The organism is Schumannella soli (genome assembly GCF_006517435.1).
Classification (GTDB): domain Bacteria; phylum Actinomycetota; class Actinomycetes; order Actinomycetales; family Microbacteriaceae; genus Schumannella; species Schumannella soli.
The window spans coordinates 1,358,523-1,377,537 of sequence record NZ_VHQG01000002.1 but is presented as its reverse complement, the minus strand read 5'-3'; the positions used below and the strand labels follow the sequence as shown (position 1 = coordinate 1,377,537).

Annotated in this window: 22 protein-coding genes; 18 read left to right on the top strand and 4 right to left on the bottom strand. The window is 70.1% G+C overall.

What is annotated here, in order from left to right; genetic code table 11:
• Positions 1-2: 2 nt before the first annotated feature.
• Together FJ657_RS12100 and FJ657_RS12095 are read right to left on the bottom strand one after the other, a co-directional pair.
• Positions 3-1,067: a methionine synthase gene (locus tag FJ657_RS12100; RefSeq protein WP_141163848.1), complete on the bottom strand. Its 1,065-nt coding sequence runs from the start codon at positions 1,065-1,067 to the stop codon at positions 3-5.
• Positions 1,064-2,050, bottom strand: coding sequence for a putative oxygenase MesX (locus FJ657_RS12095; protein WP_141163847.1), 987 nt, complete (start codon positions 2,048-2,050; stop codon positions 1,064-1,066). The genes FJ657_RS12100 and FJ657_RS12095 overlap by 4 nt, the downstream gene beginning before the upstream one ends.
• A 120-nt stretch (positions 2,051-2,170) precedes the next feature.
• Between FJ657_RS12095 and FJ657_RS12090 the strand changes: the two genes are divergently transcribed.
• On the top strand, positions 2,171-3,136 hold the full coding sequence (locus FJ657_RS12090; RefSeq protein WP_141163846.1) for a LysR family transcriptional regulator: 966 nt from the start codon (positions 2,171-2,173) through the stop codon (positions 3,134-3,136).
• Between the two features lie 9 nt (positions 3,137-3,145).
• Here FJ657_RS12090 and lexA read toward each other — a convergent pair whose 3' ends face one another.
• Complete coding sequence (gene lexA, locus FJ657_RS12085; RefSeq protein WP_141163845.1) at positions 3,146-3,823, bottom strand: transcriptional repressor LexA; 678 nt, start codon at positions 3,821-3,823, stop codon at positions 3,146-3,148.
• Between the two features lie 293 nt (positions 3,824-4,116).
• Here lexA and FJ657_RS12080 point away from each other — a divergent pair, with 293 nt between their 5' ends.
• The 7 genes from FJ657_RS12080 (at position 4,117) to FJ657_RS12050 (ending at position 8,882) form a co-directional block, all read left to right on the top strand.
• Positions 4,117-4,461, top strand: a complete 345-nt coding sequence (locus FJ657_RS12080; protein ID WP_141163844.1) for a LysM peptidoglycan-binding domain-containing protein — start codon at positions 4,117-4,119, stop codon at positions 4,459-4,461.
• A 93-nt stretch (positions 4,462-4,554) separates the two neighbouring features.
• On the top strand, positions 4,555-4,908 hold the full coding sequence (locus FJ657_RS12075) for a hypothetical protein (RefSeq protein ID WP_141163843.1): 354 nt from the start codon (positions 4,555-4,557) through the stop codon (positions 4,906-4,908).
• Positions 4,909-4,917: 9 nt separating this feature from the next.
• Entirely contained in the window at positions 4,918-6,045 is a 1,128-nt protein-coding gene (locus tag FJ657_RS12070) for a histidinol-phosphate transaminase (protein WP_141163842.1), read from the top strand.
• Entirely contained in the window at positions 6,042-6,647 is a 606-nt protein-coding gene (hisB, locus tag FJ657_RS12065; protein ID WP_141163841.1) for an imidazoleglycerol-phosphate dehydratase HisB, read from the top strand. Before FJ657_RS12070 ends, hisB begins: the two co-directional genes overlap by 4 nt.
• Positions 6,644-7,276 carry an imidazole glycerol phosphate synthase subunit HisH gene (hisH, locus tag FJ657_RS12060; protein ID WP_141163840.1) on the top strand — a complete coding sequence of 211 codons (633 nt, stop codon included), beginning with the start codon at positions 6,644-6,646 and terminating at the stop codon, positions 7,274-7,276. Before hisB ends, hisH begins: the two co-directional genes overlap by 4 nt.
• Positions 7,277-7,375: 99 nt before the next feature.
• Positions 7,376-8,125 (top strand): bifunctional 1-(5-phosphoribosyl)-5-((5-phosphoribosylamino)methylideneamino)imidazole-4-carboxamide isomerase/phosphoribosylanthranilate isomerase PriA, encoded by a 750-nt coding sequence (gene priA, locus FJ657_RS12055; RefSeq protein ID WP_141163839.1) that lies wholly within the window; start codon positions 7,376-7,378, stop codon positions 8,123-8,125.
• A gap of 4 nt (positions 8,126-8,129) precedes the next feature.
• Positions 8,130-8,882 (top strand): SseB family protein, encoded by a 753-nt coding sequence (locus FJ657_RS12050; RefSeq protein ID WP_141163838.1) that lies wholly within the window; start codon positions 8,130-8,132, stop codon positions 8,880-8,882.
• Between the two features lie 16 nt (positions 8,883-8,898).
• Here FJ657_RS12050 and FJ657_RS12045 read toward each other — a convergent pair whose 3' ends face one another.
• Entirely contained in the window at positions 8,899-9,315 is a 417-nt protein-coding gene (locus tag FJ657_RS12045; protein ID WP_219995902.1) for a DUF1844 domain-containing protein, read from the bottom strand.
• 238 nt (positions 9,316-9,553) lie between these two features.
• On the opposite strand from FJ657_RS12045, the gene infC reads away from it, so the two are divergent.
• The 10 genes from infC to pheT all read left to right on the top strand — a co-directional run bounded on the left by infC (position 9,554) and on the right by pheT (position 18,979).
• Positions 9,554-10,255 (top strand): translation initiation factor IF-3, encoded by a 702-nt coding sequence (gene infC / locus FJ657_RS12040; RefSeq protein WP_141164028.1) that lies wholly within the window; start codon positions 9,554-9,556, stop codon positions 10,253-10,255.
• Complete coding sequence (gene rpmI, locus FJ657_RS12035; protein WP_141146150.1) at positions 10,248-10,442, top strand: 50S ribosomal protein L35; 195 nt, start codon at positions 10,248-10,250, stop codon at positions 10,440-10,442. Before infC ends, rpmI begins: the two co-directional genes overlap by 8 nt.
• A gap of 30 nt (positions 10,443-10,472) precedes the next feature.
• A complete protein-coding gene (rplT, locus tag FJ657_RS12030) occupies positions 10,473-10,859 on the top strand; it encodes a 50S ribosomal protein L20 (protein WP_141163837.1) in 387 nt (128 codons plus the stop codon).
• A gap of 125 nt (positions 10,860-10,984) precedes the next feature.
• A complete protein-coding gene (locus FJ657_RS12025) occupies positions 10,985-11,785 on the top strand; it encodes a TrmH family RNA methyltransferase (RefSeq protein WP_141163836.1) in 801 nt (266 codons plus the stop codon).
• Between the two features lie 145 nt (positions 11,786-11,930).
• Positions 11,931-12,668, top strand: a complete 738-nt coding sequence (locus tag FJ657_RS12020; RefSeq protein ID WP_141163835.1) for an amino acid ABC transporter ATP-binding protein — start codon at positions 11,931-11,933, stop codon at positions 12,666-12,668.
• A 144-nt stretch (positions 12,669-12,812) separates the two neighbouring features.
• Positions 12,813-13,718: a glutamate ABC transporter substrate-binding protein gene (locus tag FJ657_RS12015; RefSeq protein ID WP_141163834.1), complete on the top strand. Its 906-nt coding sequence runs from the start codon at positions 12,813-12,815 to the stop codon at positions 13,716-13,718.
• Between the two features lie 72 nt (positions 13,719-13,790).
• Complete coding sequence (locus tag FJ657_RS12010; RefSeq protein ID WP_141163833.1) at positions 13,791-14,438, top strand: amino acid ABC transporter permease; 648 nt, start codon at positions 13,791-13,793, stop codon at positions 14,436-14,438.
• Positions 14,435-15,358 carry an amino acid ABC transporter permease gene (locus tag FJ657_RS12005; RefSeq protein WP_141163832.1) on the top strand — a complete coding sequence of 308 codons (924 nt, stop codon included), beginning with the start codon at positions 14,435-14,437 and terminating at the stop codon, positions 15,356-15,358. The genes FJ657_RS12010 and FJ657_RS12005 overlap by 4 nt, the downstream gene beginning before the upstream one ends.
• 85 nt (positions 15,359-15,443) lie before the next feature.
• Positions 15,444-16,484, top strand: a complete 1,041-nt coding sequence (gene pheS, locus FJ657_RS12000) for a phenylalanine--tRNA ligase subunit alpha (protein ID WP_141163831.1) — start codon at positions 15,444-15,446, stop codon at positions 16,482-16,484.
• On the top strand, positions 16,484-18,979 hold the full coding sequence (gene pheT, locus FJ657_RS11995) for a phenylalanine--tRNA ligase subunit beta (RefSeq protein WP_141163830.1): 2,496 nt from the start codon (positions 16,484-16,486) through the stop codon (positions 18,977-18,979). The genes pheS and pheT overlap by 1 nt, the downstream gene beginning before the upstream one ends.
• Positions 18,980-19,015: the final 36 nt, after the last annotated feature.

Here is a 19,015-nt window from a genome sequence, read left to right as displayed (position 1 = left end):
ACTCAGCCCGCCCGGGGCGCGAGCTCCCGCCGGACGATGTCCGCGCCGGCGCTGAGCGCGGCGAGCTTCCCCTGCGCGACCTCCCGGCTCAGCGGGGCCATGCCGCAGTTCGTGCTGGGGATCAACAGCTCGGGCTCGACGAACTCGAGTGCCTTCCGCAGGACGTCGGCGACCTCGTCAGCCGACTCGACGGCCGTGCTCGCCACGTCGATCGCCCCGAGCATGACCTTCTTGCCGCGGATGAGCTCGATGAGATCCATGGGCACGTGCGAGTGCTGGCACTCGAGGGAGACGATGTCGATCGACGACTCCCGGATCATCGGGAAGGTCTTCTCGTACTGTCGCCACTCCGCGCCGAGAGTGGCCTTCCAGTCGGTGTTCGCGGTGATGCCGTAGCCGTAGCAGATGTGCACGGCCGTCTCGGCGCGCAGTCCCTCGGCGGCGCGCTCCAACGCGGCGACGCCCCAGTCCTGCACGTCGTCGAAGAACACGTTGAACGAAGGCTCGTCGAACTGGATGATGTCGACTCCGGCCGCCTCGAGCTCCTTCGCCTCCTCGTTGAGGATCCCCGCGAACTCCCACGCCAGCTTCTCGCGGCTGCCGTAGTGCCGGTCGGCGAGGGTGTCGATCATGGTCATCGGCCCGGGCAGCGCCCACTTGATCGGTCGATCGGTCTGCGCGCGCAGGAACCGCGCGTCGTCGACGAAGACGGGCTTCTCACGGCCGACGGAGCCGACGACGGTCGGCACGCTCGCGTCGTAGCGGTCACGGATGCGCACGGTCTCGCGGTTCTCGAAGTCGACGCCGCTCAGGTGCTCGATGAAGGTCGTGACGAAGTGCTGCCGGGTCTGCTCGCCATCGCTGAGGATGTCGATTCCGGCCTGCTCCTGCTCGTGCACGGAGATGCGCAGCGCATCCTGCTTGCCCTCGGCCAGGGCGTCCCCGTGCAGCTGCCACGGCGACCACAGCTTCTCGGGTTCGGCGAGCCAGGCGGGCTTGGGGAGGCTGCCCGCCGTCGAGGTCGGAAGCAGGCGGCGGGCGCTGTCGCTCGGCTGACGGCCGGTCATGCGAGCGGCGCCGGGTAGGTGGCGGCCCACTGCTCCAGGGCGTCCCTGTGCGGTGTCATGAAGTGCTCCTCGGTGTACTTGCCCTGGGTCGACGCGAGCCGGCTCCGCTCCTCGCGGTCGTAGGAGACCTGCGTGCGCGAGTAATCCTGCTGCTCGAGGCTCGGACGGTAGATCGCAGTGGCGGTGGAGTTCGCGTTGTAGATCTCGGGCCGGTAGATCTGCTGGAAGGCCTCCATCGTGCTGATCGTGCCGATCAGCTGCAGATCCGTGTAGTCGTTCAGCAGATCGCCGCGGTGATAGAACGCGAGCGGCGCCACGCTCCCCGGCGGCATGAAGAACCGCGCCCGCAGGCCCATCTTCGCGAAGTACCGGTCGGTCAACGAGACGTCGTCGTTGCGGTACTCGACGCCGAGCACGGGATGGCGGTTGTCGGTGCGGCGGTAGGTCTTGCTGGTGGAGACGCTGATGCAGATCACCGGGGGAGCGGAGAAGCGCTCGCGGTAGGCGCGCGACGCGAGGAAGTGATCGAACAGCTTGCCGTGAAGCACGCCGAAGTCATCCGGCAGCCGCGCACCGGATGCCGTGAGCGAGGGGAGGAGCACGCTGAAGTCGTAGTCCCGCACGTACGACGAGAAGTTGTTGCCGACGATGCCGTGCCGGCGCTCGCCGGTCGTGGTGTCGAGGATCTGCACGTCGAGGATCTCGATCAGCGGGAACTCCTGATCCTGGCTCGCGTCCGCGAATCTCAGCGCGACCGAGATGATCTCGAGCTCGACCGAGTAGCGATCGCCGGTCGCGTTGTCCCAGTCGGCGAGGGCGTTGAAGCGGCGGTCGATCATGCCCAGGGCGTTGCGGAGGTTCTGCTGGCGATGCTCGCCGCGCGCCAGATTCGCGAAGTTCGTCGTCACGCGCGACGTCTCCGCGGGCTCGTAGTGCTCGTCGAAGCGCGTCGTCGTGATCGCGTAGTCGAACTCGTCAGTCACAGGAGAACATCCCTCGGTCGGTTGGTCTGCTGACGGGGCAGCAGATCCATCTGAATCGTGCCCGCAATCGGCGGGCATCGGGTAACTCGCTCTGACTATGCAGAAATATAGAATGAACCTATGGCACGCGATTCCAGCCGCATCTCGCTCCAGCAGCTCCAGTACTTCGTCGAGGTCGCCGCGGAGGGATCGATCAGCGCAGCCGCCGATCAGCTGTTCGTCGCGCAGCCCACGATGTCGGCGGCGATGAAGGATCTCGAGGCGCGCGTCGGCCGCACCCTGCTCATCCGCTCGGCCCGCGGCGTCTCGCTCACCGCCGATGGAACCGAGTTCCTGGGATACGCGCGGCAGGTCGTCGAGCAGGTGGTCCTCCTCGAGCACCGCTACCTCGGTCGTCCGCCGTCGCGGCGTCTGCTCGGGATCTCGACGCAGCACTACTCCTTCGCGGTCGACGCCTTCGTGCGGATGGTGCGCGCGAGCGATGCCGACGAGTACGAGTTCTCGCTGCGCGAGACCCGCACCTGGGACATCATCGACGACGTCCGCGCGCTGCGCAGCGAGGTGGGGATCCTCTACCGGAACGACTTCAACCGCAAGGTGATCGACAAGCTGCTCCGCGACTCGGGGCTGGTGTTCCGACCGCTCTTCATCGCCGAACCCCACATCTTCGTCTCCCGCACGAATCCGCTCGTCCCTCGCGAGCGGGTCGCGCTCGCCGACCTGGCTGACCTGCCGCGTCTGACCTTCGATCAGGCCGCGAACAACTCGTTCTACCTCGCCGAGGAGATCCTCTCGACGCTCTCGAGCCGGCAGGAGATCCGCGTCTCCGATCGGGCGACGATCTTCAACCTCATGATCGGACTCGACGGCTACACGATCTCGACGGGCATCATCAGCGACGACCTGAACCCCGAGATCGTCGCCATCCCGCTCGACGTCGACGATCGCATCGAGATCGGATGGATCGAGCACTCCGCGATCCCGCTGACCGAGCAGGCCCAGCGCTATCTGCGGGAGCTGCGTTCCGTCGTCGCGGAGTTCGGCATCCCTCTGCTCGACGGCGAGCAGGACGTCGACGCGGAGTGACCTCGCGCGTCAGACGGCGCGCAGCACCGCCACGACCTTGCCCAGCACCTCGGCCTGATCGCCCAGGATCGGCTCGAAGGCCGAGTTGCGCGGCAGCAGCCAGGTGTGGCCGTCGCGCTGCCGGAAGACCTTGACGGTCGCTTCGCCGTCGAGCATAGCCGCGACGATCTCGCCGTTCTCGGCCGTGTTCTGCGTGCGCACCACGACCCAGTCGCCGTCGCAGATTGCCGCGTCGATCATCGACTCGCCCACCACCTTGAGCATGAAGAGGTCGCCCTTGCCGACGAGCTGGCGGGGGAGCGGGAACACCTCATCGACCTGCTGGTCGGCGGTGATCGGGATGCCGGCGGCGATGCGGCCGACGAGCGGGACCATCGCGGCGTCGCCGACCGTGGGTGCGGACTCGACCGCCGACGACGTCGACGGCAGGTCGATCAGCACCTCGAGGGCGCGCGGGCGATTCGGGTCGCGACGCAGGTAGCCGCTGAGCTCGAGCTGGTTGAGCTGGTGGGTCACGCTCGAGAGCGAGGCCAGCCCGACGGCGTCGCCGATCTCGCGCATGCTCGGCGGATAGCCCCGCGTGGCGACCTGCTGGGAGATGAACTCGAGGATGGCGAGCTGCTTCTCGCTCAGGCTCTTGCGCCGGCGGGTGCCGCCGCTGGCGCCTCGGTCGGTGGCGTCGCTCATGGGCGGTCCTCTCGCTGCTCGCTGCTCGTGTTCCGGGCTTCGCGACGCCCTGTACCGGCGAATGTCGGTGGTCGTCGAGATGCTGTCTCCAGACATTCGGAACTGTATCCGGTTCGAAAGGTCTGCTCAAACATCTGTTCGAGCGTGTCGCCGCATCCGGGGCTGTTATCAGACCGAAACCGACGATTCGCTTGAACATGTGTTCGATAGAAGATATGTTCGGAACACAGCTTCGCAGTCGGCTCTCCCGGCCGAGCGCCGGCCGCGAAGCTGTCCAGACTCAGGAGGTCACCATGAGCACCATCTCCCTCGCCCCGTCCGCCGCGGCGCCCCGCCTGCGCATCACGCGTCGCGGTCAGGTCGTGCTCTCGGTCCTCGTCGCGATCCCGCTCGTGCTCGGCGTCGGGGCGTTCGTGCTCGGCGGCGGCGACGCGGTCGCGACGTCGTCCAGCTCGTCGACAACGTTCGAGCACGTGCGCGTCCAGGCGGGTGACACGCTGTGGAGCATCGCCGAGCGCATCGCCCCCCAGAGCGACCCGCGCGACGTCGTCGCCGACATCATCAAGCTCAACCAGCTCGGCTCGGCCAGCATCGCTCCGAACCAGCAGCTCGCGATCCCGACGCAGTACAGCAGCTGATCGCGTGGTCGCCGCATCCCCTCGCGGTCGACCTCTCCGGGCCCGCCTCCGTTCCCCCGACGGAGCGCGGGCCCGACCCTTTACTGTGGCCGCGTGATCGACGATCTGGATGCGGGCGAACTCGCCGCGCTCGACTCCCTGCCGCTCGGCTGGTCGCGCCGGCAGATCGCGGGGGAGCCGTGGGGTGTCATCCGCGCGGACCACGCCGGCGGACGTGCCACGACCCTCACGGCGGAGCGACTCGGCGGCCGCGGCCATCTCAGCGCCAACATCTGGCGCACCGAGGCCGGCGTGCTGCTCAAGCCGTGCGAGATCCCCGCAGAGCAGGTGCACGAGTTCCTCGGACTGCTCGCCGGATCACGCGCCGCGCCGGCGCACGAGACCGGCTCGCCCGTCTCGCCGTCACACCCCGTCAGTCCGCCGGAGCGCACCTCGCGGCCGCTCTAGACTCGTGCGGTGACATCGCTCTCCGAGCTCCCGATCCGAGATGACCTGCGCGGCAAGACTCCCTACGGCGCACCGCAGGCCCCCGTGCGCTATCAGCTCAACGTCAACGAGAACACGCATCCGGTTCCCGAAGAGGTCGCCCAGCACGTGGTCGAGTCCGTCGCCCGCGCCGTGCTCGGCGTGAACCGCTACCCCGACCGCGAGTTCACCGAACTGCGGGAGCACCTCGCCGCGTACCTCGGCCACGGGCTCACGCCCGAGAGCATCTGGGCTGCGAACGGCTCGAACGAGGTGCTGCAGCACGTGCTGCAGGCGTTCGGCGGGCCGGGCCGCAGCCTGCTCGGATTCCCGCCCACGTACTCGATGCACTCGATCATCGCCTCGGGCACCGGCACGACGTGGATCGCCGGCCGGCGCGACGCCGACTTCGAGCTCACGCCCGAGGCGGCGGCGGCGCAGGTCGCCGAGCACCGTCCCGATGTCGTCTTCCTCTGCGCTCCGAACAACCCGACCGGCACGCCGCTCGGGGTGGATGTCGTCGCGGCCGTCTACGACGCGGCGCCCGGCATCGTGCTCGTCGACGAGGCCTACGCCGAGTTCATGCCGAAGGACCAGCCGAGCGCTCTGAGCCTGCTGCCCGGACGCGAGCGGCTCCTGGTCTCGCGCACGATGAGCAAGGCCTTCGCCTTCGCCGGCGCGCGGGTCGGCTACCTCGCCGCCGATCCGGCCGTGATCGACGCGCTGCGCCTGGTGCGCCTGCCCTATCACCTCTCGGCGCTGACGCAGGCCGCGGCGGTCGCGGCCCTGCAGCACGCCCCGACGATGCTCGCGATGGTCGACGACATCGCCGCGCAGCGCGACCGCCTGGTCGCCGAGCTGCCGGGACTGGGATTCCGTCCCTACCCGTCGAGTGCGAACTTCGTGTTCTTCGGGGGCGTCGACGACCCTCAGGCCACCTTCCGCGCGCTGTTCGCGAAAGACATCCTGATCCGCGACGTCGGCATCCCGAACACGCTGCGCGTGACGGCGGGCACCGAGCAGGAGACGAGCTACTTCCTCGAGCAGCTCGCGGCACTCGGGCCGGGCGGGGCGCACGGTGAGACGGCGGATGGCGCCTCGGTAGGATCGCAGGCATGACCGCGAGCCGCACCGCGCAGCTGACCCGCACGACGAGCGAGTCGAGCATCGAGCTCTCGCTCGACCTCGACGGCACCGGCAAGTCCGAGATCTCGACCTCGGTCCCGTTCTTCGACCACCTGCTCACCGCCTTCGCGAAGCACTCGCTGGTCGACCTCACGGTCAAGGCCACCGGCGACATCGACATCGACGTGCACCACACGGTCGAGGACACCGGCATCACGCTCGGCACCGCGATCCGTCAGGCGCTCGGCGACAAGCAGGGCATCGGCCGCTTCGGCGACGCCCACGTTCCGCTCGACGAGGCGCTCGCGCGCGCGGTCGTGGATGTCTCCGGGCGCCCGTACCTGGTGCACAGCGGCGAGCCGGAGGGATACGCGCTGCACCTCATCGGCGGCCACTTCACCGGATCGATGATCCGCCACGTCTTCGAGGCGATCACCTTCCACGCCGGACTCAGCGTGCACCTCACCGTGCTCGCCGGCCGCGACCCGCACCACATCGCCGAGGCGCAGTTCAAGGCCTTCGCGCGCGCGTTCCGCAAGGCCGTCGAGCCCGATCCGCGCGTCACCGGCGTGCCCTCGACCAAGGGCGCCCTGTGACCCGACCCTCGGTCGTCGTGCTCGACTACGGCTCGGGCAATGTGCACTCCGCCGTCAAGGCGCTCGAGGCCGCCGGGGCCGACGTCGAGCTGACGGCCGACCGCATGAAGGTGCTCGAGGCCGACGGCCTGCTGGTGCCCGGCGTCGGCGCGTTCTCGGCGGTCATGGATGCGCTGCAGAAGGTGCGCGGAGGCGAGCTGATCGGACGTCGTCTCGCCGGCGGCCGCCCGGTGCTCGGCATCTGCGTCGGCATGCAGGTGCTCTTCGACCGCGGGGTCGAGCGCGGCGTCGAGGCCGAGGGTCTGGGGGAGTGGCCCGGCACGGTCGACGAGCTCGAGGCCCCCGTGCTGCCGCACATGGGCTGGAACACAGTGGCGCCCGACACCGGCTCGCAGCTCTTCGACGGGCTCGCCGACGAGCGCTTCTACTTCGTGCACTCCTACGCCGCGCGCAGCTGGGACCTGCCCGAGTCGCCGCAGCACACGAGTCCGAAACTGACCTGGTCCGACCACGGCGGCCGCTTCCTCGCGGCCGTGGAGAACGGCCCGCTCTCGGCGACGCAGTTCCACCCCGAGAAGTCCGGCGAGGCCGGCATCCGCCTGCTGCGCAACTGGATCGACCGACTCTGACCCGGTGGGTCGCGTGCGTCCGTCCGGGGCGCCGCGGCCCGCATCCCCGCACCACCGACTGACCGACCGCACGACCGACATCCCGAGGATCCACCCGCAATGACCGAGTTCAACTCCGCCCCGCGTCTCACCCTCCTGCCCGCGGTCGACGTCGCCGACGGCAAGGCCGTGCGCCTCACCCAGGGCGAGGCCGGCAGCGAGACCGACTACGGCGACCCGGTCGAGGCCGCCGGGGTGTGGGTCGAGCAGGGGGCCGAGTGGATCCACCTGGTCGACCTGGATGCCGCCTTCGGCCGCGGCGACAACCGCGCCGTCATCAAGCGGGTCATCAAGAGCGTGCCGCGCGAGCTGAACGTCGAGCTGTCAGGCGGCATCCGTGACGACGCCAGCCTCGAGGCGGCGCTCGCGACCGGCGCCAAGCGCATCAACCTCGGCACCGCCGCCCTCGAGAACCCCGAATGGGCCGCTCACGTGATAGCCGAGTACGGCGAGGCGATCGCCGTCGGCCTCGACGTGCGCGGCACGACGCTCGCCGCGCGCGGCTGGACCCGCGACGGCGGCGACCTGTGGACGGTGCTCGACCGCCTCGAAGACGCCGGCTGCGCCCGCTACGTCGTGACCGACGTCACGAAGGACGGCACGCTGCGCGGGCCGAACCTGGAGCTGCTGCAGCAGGTCGCCGAGCGCACCGACAAGCCGGTGGTCGCCTCCGGCGGCATCTCGAACCTCGACGACATCGCCGCGCTGCGCGAGCTCGTGCCGTCGGGCATCGAGGGCGCGATCGTCGGCAAGGCGCTCTACGCCGGCGCATTCACGCTGGCCGAGGCGCTCGACGTCGCCGGGATCTGACCGGATGACGCCGCACGCGGATTCGGCGGGCGTCCCCTTCGCGGGGAGGTCGTTCGAGCCGAACCCGGCGGCGGGTGACGACGGCAGCGCCGATCCGCGGCTGATCGAGTCGATCCAGCGCTTCCGCGCGCGGGAGGTCGGCGTGCAGGAGGTGATCGAGGCGCTGCGCCCCGTGCGCCTGCTCGTGCCGCTGCTCGTCGAACGCGGCGACGAGGGGATCGGCGCGCACGGCCAGCTCGTCGACAAGACCCAGGAGCTGTCGCTCGTGACGGTCGCCGGTCCGGATGGCGGCCCCGTGCTGCCCGCGTTCACCGGCGTCGCGGCCATGCAGGCCTGGAATCCCGTCGCGCGTCCCGTTCCGGTCGAGGCCCGCCGGGTCGCGATCGCGGCGGCGGGCGAGGGGACCGACCGGGTCGTGCTCGACCCGACGACGCCGACCGAGTTCGGCCTGCGCCGGAGCCATCTCGCGGCCCTCGCCCTCGAGGCCGCCTTCGTGCCGGCCGACGAGGATCCGGCGATCGCTGCCGCACTCGAGGCGGCGACGGCCGACGAGCCGGCCGTGCTCGGCATCCGCGCGCTGTCCGGCGACGCGGATGCGCGGCTCGCCGGACCCGAGCTGCTCGTCGCGGTCGCGCTCTCCGAGGAACTCGCCGACGCCGAGCGTGCGGCGGTGCTGCAGAGGCTCGGCGCGAAGTGGAGTGCGGATGCGCTGCTCGCCGAGCGGGTGGATTCGCTCGCAGTCCGGGTGGTCGGCTAGACGAGCTGCGCCGGGCTCAGGTGACCGGCCCGGTCCACTTCTCGCCGGGTCCCTTGCCGATCGGGTCGGGGATCGGCGAGGCCTCGCGGAACGCCAGCTGCAGCGAACGGAGCCCGTCGCGCAGCGGGCGGGCGTGAGAGTCGGAGACCTCGGGGGCGGCGGCCGTGATCAGCCCGGCAAGCGAGGTGATGAGCTTGCGCGCCTCGTCGAGGTCGAGCTCGCGTGCCGCATCCGGTCCGTCGCCGAGACCGAGCTTGACGGCGGCGGCGCTCATGAGGTGCACCGCGACCGTGTTGATCAGCTCGACGGCCGGCACCTCGGAGATGTCGCGGATCTCGTCGTCGGCGGAGTAGGAGAAGCTGGTCTCCGCCCCGTGGTCGGCGGAGTCGTGGTCGACCGAGTGGTCGTCGTGGGCATGGGGCGCGTCGGTCACCCACCGAGCCTATTCGCTCGTGCGCCGTCTCACCGGCCGCCGACGCCCGCGCCGGGCGGAAGCCTGCTATCATCGACGAGGCTCCGGGGTCTCCCCGGTTCGAAAGAGGAGTTCCGCTCCCACCCGCACCGCGCTTCTGCAGAGGTGCCGGGTCGTTTTCACTCCGTCGGATCCGTCCGGCAGCGCAAGGGTGATGCGGTCGCTCGCGACCGATGAAGAGTTCATTCTCCTCCTTTCGATGCGCCCCGTCCGCCTGGACGGAGCGGAGCACGCAGCATCCCGTCGTAAGGAGTTCCGCATCAGCGATCCCAGAACGAACGAGCGCATCCGAGTTCCCGAGGTGCGCCTCGTCGGACCCGGTGGCGAGCAGGTCGGTGTCGTGCGCATCGAGCAGGCACTGAAGCTCGCCCAGGAGGCTGAACTCGACCTGGTCGAGGTCGCCCCCAACTCGCGCCCGCCCGTGGTCAAGATCATGGACTACGGCAAGTTCAAGTACGAGGCGGCGCAGAAGGCCAAGGAGGCCCGGCGCAACCAGGCGAACACGGTCCTCAAGGAGGTCCGCTTCCGCCTCAAGATCGACAAGCACGACTACGAGACCAAGCGCAAGCGCGCCGAGGGCTTCCTGAAGGAAGGCGACAAGGTCAAGGCCATGATCCTCTTCCGCGGACGCGAGCAGTCGCGCCCGGAGCAGGGAGTGCGCCTCCTGCAGCGCTTCGCCGAGGATGTGGCCGAGTTCGGCACCATCGAGTCGACCCCGACCATCGACGGTCGCAACATGGTCATGATCATCGGCCCGCTGAAGAGCAAGGTCGATGCGAAGGCCGAGGCCAACGCCCGCCGCGCCGAGCGCCGTCGCGGGCCCCAGACCGAAGCCGCCGAGGCGGCCGAGACGTCGGCGGAGGTTTCCGCCGAGGAGAACACGAAGGAAGAGAATGCCTAAGCAGAAGACGCACTCGGGTGCGAAGAAGCGGTTCCGCCTCACCGGCACCGGCAAGGTCGTGAAGCAGGGCGCGGGCATGCGCCACAACCTCGAGCGCAAGTCGAGCGAGCTCACCCGTCGCCTCAACCGCGACGTCGTCCTCGCTCCGCAGGACGCCAAGGTCATCAAGAAGCTCCTGGGCAAGTAAGCCCGGCTACGGATTTAAGGACGAACTGAAATGGCACGTGTCAAGCGCGCAGTCAACGCCCACAAGAAGCGCCGGGTCATCCTCGAGCGCGCAGAGGGATACCGCGGTCAGCGATCGCGCCTCTACCGCAAGGCCAAGGAGCAGGTCACTCACTCGCTCGTCTACGCCTACCGCGACCGTCGCGCCAAGAAGGGCGAGTTCCGCCGCCTCTGGATCCAGCGCATCAACGCCGCGTCGCGTGCGAACGGCCTCACCTACAACCGCCTGATCCAGGGTCTGGGTCTCGCCGGTGTCGAGGTCGACCGTCGCATCCTCGCGGAGCTCGCGGTCAACGACGCGGCGACCTTCGCGGCGCTCGTCGAGACCGCCAAGAAGGCGCTCCCGGCCGACGTCAACGCCAAGGCCGACGCCGCATGAGCTGATGCTCGGCATCCCGTGACCGTCTGACGACCACGCAGAGAACGACACGAACGGCGCGCATTCCTCTCGGGGGATGCGCGCCGTTCGCGTTCCCGCCGCCGGTCTTCGTTACGATGCCGACCGTGATCGACAATCCGCGTTCGCCGCGGGTGCGCGCCGTGGCGAAGCTCGCCAAGCGCGGCGCCCGCGCCGACACCGGCCTCTTCCTGCTCGAAGGCCCTCAGGCCGTGGACGAGGCGCTGCGCTATCGCCCCGAACTGCTCGTCGACCTCTACGTGAGCGTCTCGGTGCAGGACCGCCTCGCCGATCTCATCGCGCTCGCCGCCGCCCAGGGTGTCGAAGCCCAGCCCGTGCGCGACAACGTGCTCGAGGCGATGGCCGACACGGTCACCCCGCAGGGCGTTGTCGCGACGGCCCGCCACCTCAGCTCCGACCTGGATGCGGTGCTCGCCGCCGGCCCGCGACTCGTCGCCGTGCTCGAGGAGATCCGCGATCCCGGCAACGCCGGCACGATCATCCGCGCCGCCGACGCCGCCGGCGCCGATGCGGTGCTGCTGACCGGCCGCAGCGTCGACATGTACAACCCGAAGGTCGTGCGCTCGACCACGGGTTCGCTGTTCCACTTGCCGATCGTCCAGGATCTCGAGCTGGAGCCGACCCTCGACCGGCTGCGCGCTGCCGGCGTGACGATCCTGGCCGCCGACATCGACGGGGGAGAGCTGCCCGACCTGGGGGAGCGCCTGGCCGAGCCGACGGCGTGGCTCTTCGGCAACGAGGCCCGGGGTCTGCTCGACGAGCACGTCGCCCTCGCCGATGCCTCGGTGAGGGTGCCGATCTACGGTCACGCCGAGTCGATGAACCTGGCGACGGCCGCCTCGGTCTGCCTCTACCAGAGTGCCTTCGCGCAGCGCGCGCGGGCCTGACGCGACGGCCGCCGACCGCCGCCGCTGTCGATTCATGCCGCCGACGGCATCCGATCTCGCCGACACATGTCGGATCTGCGTTACGGCCTGGTTACGTTGTGCGTCGGGGATTGCCCCTCATGCGGGGGTCTGCTTGTCTGTCTAGATGGAACCTCTGGTCGTCCTCGATTCCGTCAACAAGCACTACGGCGATCTGCATGTTCTGAAGAACATCTCGACGACGGTCGCCAAGGGCGAGGTCGTCGTCGTGATCGGCCCGTCCGGATCGGGCAAGTCGACCCTCTGCCGCGCGATCAACCGCCTGGAGACGATCGACGACGGCACGATCACCATCGGCGGTACCCCGCTTCCCAGTGAGGGCGCCGCGCTCGCGAGGCTGCGGGCCGACGTCGGCATGGTGTTCCAGTCGTTCAACCTCTTCGCGCACAAGACGATCCTCGAGAACGTCACGCTCGGTCCCATCAAGGTGCGCGGCAAGAGCAAGGCGGAGGCCGAGAAGCGCGCCATGGAGCTGCTCGACCGCGTCGGCGTCGCCAACCAGGCGAAGAAGCTCCCCGCTCAGCTCTCGGGCGGTCAGCAGCAGCGCGTCGCGATCGCCCGCGCCCTCGCGATGGACCCGCAGCTCATCCTGTTCGACGAGCCGACATCGGCCCTCGACCCGGAGATGATCAACGAGGTGCTCGACACCATGGTCCAGCTGGCCAAGGAGGGCATGACGATGATCGTCGTCACCCACGAGATGGGCTTCGCTCGCAAGGCCGCCGACCGCGTCGTCTTCATGGCCGACGGGCAGATCGTCGAAGACCGCAAGCCCGAGGACTTCTTCACGAACCCGGAGTCCGACCGCGCCAAGGACTTCCTGTCGAAGATCCTCACCCACTGATTCCGAGGCGGATCGCGTCCGCCTCGCTGACGTCCCGGCTCCGACGACGGAGGCCGTGGCAGCACCACCCGCCCCACAAGGGGCGGCAACCCGACCAGAGACTCCGGACCGTGACCCGGTCCGCACCGAGGAGAGGAACACAGCATGCGCAAGAAGTGGAGCGTCGCGATCGTCGCGACGGCCGCCGCGGCGGCACTGACATTGGCGGGATGCGCCCAGGGCGCCCCGCCTTCGGCCGGCGGCGGAGACGCCTCCGAGCCGCCGAAGGACCTGTACACGGTCGCGGACAACGTCGATCTGACCGGAAGCCCGACGTACGACAAGGCCAAGGCCGCCGGCAAGATCACGGTCGGCGTCAAGGAGGACCAGCCGAACCTCGGCTTCCTGGACGCGGCCACCGGCAAGCGCTCCGGTTTCGACATCGAGATCGCCAAGTGGATCGCCGCGTCGCTCGGCTTCAGCGAGAAGCAGATCGAGTTCAAGGCGATCCCGAGCGCGAACCGCGAGTCGGCGATCGTGAACGGCGACATCGACTACTACGTCGGCACCTACTCGATCACGGATGCCCGCAAGCAGCAGATCGACTTCGCCGGCCCCTACTTCGTCACGGGCCAGGGTCTGCTGGTGAAGAAGGGCAACACCGAGATCAAGTCCGAGAAGGACCTCGCCGGCAAGACCGTCTGCTCGGCGACGGGCTCGACGCCGATCCAGAACATCAAGGCGAACTTCCCCGACACCAAGACGACCGAGTTCGACACCTACTCGCAGTGCGTCGACGCGCTCAACGACGGCAGCGTCGACGCGGTGACCACCGACGAGGCGATCCTCATCGGCTACGCCGCGCAGGCTCCGGACGACCTCGAGGTCGTCGGCAAGCCGTTCAGCACCGAGAAGTACGGCGTCGGCCTGCCGAAGGGCGACTCGGCACTGCGCCACTTCATCAACAAGACCTTCACCGACGGCAGCGAGGTCTGGACGGGCATCTACGACGCGACCCTGGGCGCCTCCGGCACCAAGGTCGACCAGCCCGAGGTCGACGACTACCAGTAGTCGGCACGGCGGGGCGGCGCCGAGGCGGCGCCGCCCCGCATCCACCATTCGATCGCACCGGAAGGAGCGCGCGTGAACGTGCTGCTCGACAACCTCGACATCTTCGTGACGGGGTTCCGCAACACGCTGATCATGTTCTTCGCGTCGGGGCTCATCGCCCTGGTGCTCGGGACCATCGTCGGCTCCTTCCGGGTCTCACCCGTCGCGCCGATGCGCGCGTTGGGCACCATCTACGTCAACCTCGTGCGCAACACCCCGCTGACGCTGATCTTCTTCTTCTTCGTCTTCGGCTACCCGAAGCTCGGGCTGCCGCGCGCCGACTACATCGTGCTCGCGATCATCGCGCTGTCGCTCTATACGGCCACCTACGTCGCCGAAGCGCTGCGCTCCGGAATCAACACGGTTCCGCTCGGCCAGGCGGAGGCGGCGCGGGCCATCGGGCTCACCTTCGGCCAGTCGATGACGCTGGTCGTGCTGCCCCAGGCGTTCCGCGCGATCATCCCGCCGCTCATGAACGTCTTCATCGCGCTGCTGAAGAACACGACCATCGCGGCCGGCTTCTCGGTGCTCGACGCGGGCGCGATCCGCGCCTACCTCTCCGAGCGCGGCGAGCCGCAGCTGGTCGTGCTGCTCTGGGTGGCGGTCATCTTCATCGCGCTGGCCGCGTTGCTGTCCTGGGCGCAACGCGCCCTCGAGAAGAAGTGGAGGCTGGCCCGATGAGCTCGGTGCTCTTCGACACCCCCGGCCCCCGGGCGCGCCGGCGCCAGGTCGTCATCGGCGCCATCACCGTGGTGGTGGTCGCGGTGATCCTCGGATTCATCGTCTACCGCTTCGCCGTCACAGGGCAGTTCTCGGCCCAGAAGTGGTCGATCTTCGGGTACGCGCTGGTGTGGAACGACATCCTCGCCGCCCTCGCCCGCACCCTCGCCGCCTTCGCCGTCGGCGGCGTGCTGGCGATCGTGCTCGGATTCGTGCTGGCGATGGGGCGACTCAGCGATCACGCCGCGGTGCGGGTGCCGGTGATGCTGATCACCGAGCTCTTCCGCGCGATCCCGCTGCTGATCCTGATGATGCTCTTCTACTACGGCCTGCCGACCATCGGCATCCGCCTCACGCCGTTCATCGCGGTGGTCGCGGGTCTCACGCTGTACAACGGCGCCGTCTTCGCCGAGATCTTCCGTGCGGGCGTCGAGTCACTTCCCAAAGGCCAGCGCGAGGCCGGCATGGCGATCGGCCTGCGCAAGGGGCAGCTGATGCGCATGATCCTGCTGCCGCAGGCGGTGCGCGCGATGCTGCCGATCATCGTGGCGCAGCTCGTGGTCGTGCTCAAGGACACCGCGCTCGGCTTCATCGTCACCTACCAGGAGCTGCTGTACCTCGCGAAGTTCTACGGAACGCAGCTGCAGTACGGCTCGCCGATCATCCCCTCCGCGATCGTCATGGGCTCGATCTACATCGCGCTCTGCCTCGTGCTCGCGGGCTTCGCGAAGCTGCTCGAGGTGCGCCTGCGCGGCGGCGGGCGCAAGGGCGGACGCAAGGGCGGCGACGGAGATGACGGGCTGGCCGGCTTCCCGACCGGCACATCGGTGATGCGCCTGGCGAACCCCGACGCCGGCGGCACCGGCGCCGGCGGCATCTAGCGCCTCAGCCGAACACCCTCCGCGCGCGGCGGGCAGGATCGCCGGACGGCGACCGGCCCGCCGCGCGTCGTTAGACTCGATTCTCGTGTCCGACACCCCCCAGATCACCGAGCAGGCGGTCGCGGAGGCGGTGGATGCCGCGCTCGCGGCCATCTCCGCGGCCGGCGACTCGACCGCCCTCCGCTCCGCCCGCACCGAGCACACCGCCGAGCACTCGCCGCTCGCCCGACTGAACGGCGCGATCCGCGACCTGCCGGGCAGCGAGAAGGCTGCCGCCGGCAAGCTCGTCGGTCAGGCCCGCGCCCGCGTCAACCAGGCCCTCGCCGCGCAGGAGTCGGTCGTGCTGGCCGCCGAGGAGCAGCAGCGCCTCGCGGCCGAGGCCGTCGACGTGACGGCGGTGCCGAGCCGTCGCCGCACGGGCGCCCGGCATCCCCTCAGCCTGCTGCAGGAGGACATCGCCGACGTCTTCACCGGCATGGGCTGGGAGATCGGCGAAGGCCCCGAGCTCGAGCACGAGTGGTTCAACTTCGACTCGCTGAACTTCGACGAAGACCACCCGGCCCGCGCCATGCAGGACACCTTCTTCGTCGAGCCGGTCGAGCGCCACCTGGTGCTGCGCACGCACACCAGCCCCGTGCAGATCCGCTCGCTGCTGAGCCGGCCGCTGCCGCTCTATGTCGTGGCCCCGGGCCGCGTCTACCGCACCGACGAGCTCGACGCGACGCACACCCCCGTCTTCCAGCAGGTCGAGGGCATCGCGATCGACAAGGGCCTCACGATGGCGCACCTGCGCGGCACGCTCGAGCACCTCGCGCACGCGATGTTCGGCGAGGGCGCGCAGATCCGCCTGCGCCCGAACTTCTTCCCCTTCACGGAGCCGAGCGCCGAGATGGACGTCTGGCAGCCGAACGCCAAGGGCGGCGCGCGCTGGGTCGAGTGGGGCGGCTGCGGCATGGTGAACCGCAACGTGCTGCGTGCGGCGGGCATCGATCCCGAGGAGTACCAGGGCTTCGCCTTCGGCATGGGCATCGAGCGCACCCTGCAGTTCCGCAACGACATGAACGACATGCGCGACATGGTCGAGGGCGACGTGCGCTTCTCGCAGCAGTTCGGGATGGTGGTCTGATGCGTATTCCGCTGAGCTGGCTGCGCGACTGGGTCGCGCTGCCCGAGGACGCGACGCTCGAGCACGTTCATGCGGCGCTCGTGAGCGTCGGCTTCGAGGAGGAGGACGTCCACGCGGCCGAGGTGACCGGTCCGGTCGTCGTCGGCCAGGTGCTGAGCCTCGAGCCCGAGCCGCAGAAGAACGGCAAGACGATCAACTGGTGCCAGGTGGATGTCGGCGAGGCCGAACCGCGCGGCATCGTCTGCGGCGCCCACAACTTCGGCGTCGGCGACAAGGTCGTCGTGACCCTGCCGGGCGCCGTGCTGCCGGGACCGTTCCCGATCGCCGCGCGCAAGACCTACGGCCACGTCTCCGACGGCATGATCGCCTCGACGCGCGAGCTCGGTCTCGGCGACGAGCACGACGGCATCCTGCGCCTGGTCGAGCTGGGCCTCGACCCCGAGCCGGGCACGGATGCGCTCGCGCTGCTGGGCCTCGACGACGCGGCGGTCGAGATCAACGTGACGCCCGACCGCGGCTACGCCTTCTCGATCCGCGGCGTCGCCCGCGAGTACTCGCACGCGACCGGCGCGAGCTTCCGCGACCCGGCCGACGCGGTCGAGCCGGTGGCGGCGCACGGATTCCCGGTCACGCTCGACGACAGCGCGCCGATCCGCGGGCGCCAGGGCGCCTCGGTCATCGCCTTCCGCGTCGTGCGCGGCATCGACCCGACCCGCCCGACGCCGTCGTGGATGCGCTCCCGCCTGCGTCTCGCCGGCATCCGCTCGATCTCGCTCGCGGTCGACGTGACGAACTACGTGATGCTCGAGCTGGGCCAGCCGATCCACGGCTTCGACCTGGCGAAGATCGCGGGTGGCATCACGCTGCGTCGCGCGCAGCCGGGGGAGGCCCTCGAGACGCTCGACGCGGTGACCCGCAAGCTCGACCCGCAGGACCTCGTCGTGGCCGACGAGTCGGGCGCCGTCGCGCTCGCCGGCGTCATGGGCGGCGCGGCGACCGAGATCTCGGATGCCACGACCGACGTGCTCATCGAGGCGATCAACTGGGATCCGATCTCGATCGCCCGCACCGCGCGCCGGCACAAGTTGCCGAGCGAGGCGGCGAAGCGCCTCGAGCGCGGCGTCGATCCGCGCGTCACCCCGCTCGCCGCGGCGCGCGTGGCGCAGCTGCTGGTCGAGCTGGCCGGCGGCACGATCGACGAGCTGGGCGTGGATGCGGGCGAGGCGGTCGTGCCCGCCCCGATCGAGTTCGCGCTCGACCTGCCGAGCCGCATCGTCGGTGTCGACTACACGGTTGAGCAGGTCGTCGCGACGCTCGAGCTGATCGGTGCGGCCGTCGAGGTGCAGGGCGAGCTCGCGCTGACGTCGACCGCGACCGTCACCCCGCCGAGCTGGCGCCCCGACCTGACCGACGGGCCGACGCTCGTCGAGGAGGTCGCGCGCATCGTCGGCTACGGCGAGATCCCGTCGGTGCTGCCCGTGGCCCCGCCCGGGCGCGGGCTGACTCGTGCGCAGCGTCTGCGCCGCGGCATCGCCCAGGGGCTCGCCGACGCGGGCGCGACCGAGGTGCAGGCCTACCCCTTCCACTCGCGCGCGCAGATCGACGCCTTCACGCCCGGTGCGGCCGCCGTGAAGCTCGCGAACGCGCTCGACGGCGAGGCGGCGCTGCTGCGCCGCAGCCTGCTGCCGGGTCTCGTCGACGTCGCACGCCGCAACCTCGGCCGCGGTCTCACCGATCTCGCGATCTACGAGGTCGGCACGGTGTTCCTGCCCGAGAGCGGGCGCGCCTACGGCACCGACGGCATCCCCGCCGGCGCCGCGCGCCCGAGCGACGAGGTGCTCGCCGAGCTGAACGACGCCATCCCGCCGCAGGGCTGGCGCGTCGGCTTCCTCGCCCTCGGCGACACGGTCGACAAGCAGCCCGGGCAGGCCTCCGTCGCGGCGGGCCTCGGCGACGCGCTGGATGCGGCGCGCCAGATCGCGCTGTCGGCCGGCGCCGCGCTCGAGGTCGTGCAGGGCTCGCACCCCGCGCTGCACCCGGGACGCACCGCCGAGCTGCGCGTCGCGGGCGCGGTCGTCGGTCACGCCGGCGAGCTGCTGCCGGCGCTCGCCGCCGTGCTCGACCTGCCCCGCGTCGTCGCGGTCGCCGAGATCGACGTCGATGCGCTCATCGAGCTCTCGGACGTGCACCGGTCGGCGACCCCGATCCGCACGCAGCCGGCGGCGACGCAGGACCTCTCGCTCGTCGTCGACGCGGGAGTGCCCGCCGCGGACGTCGTGGCGGCGGTCACCGAGGGCGCCGGCGAGCTGCTCGAGCACGTGCGCCTCGTCGACGACTACCGCGGCCAGGGCGTGCCCGAGGGCAGCAAGTCGATCACGCTCGCGCTGCGCTTCCGGGCCGCCGATCGCACGCTGACCGCGGCCGAGGCGACCGAGGCGAAGCTCGCGGGCGTCGCGCTCGCGACCGAGCGGCTCGGGGCGACGCTGCGCGACTGACGCGACACAGCCGAACGGCAGAAGGGGCAGGACGCG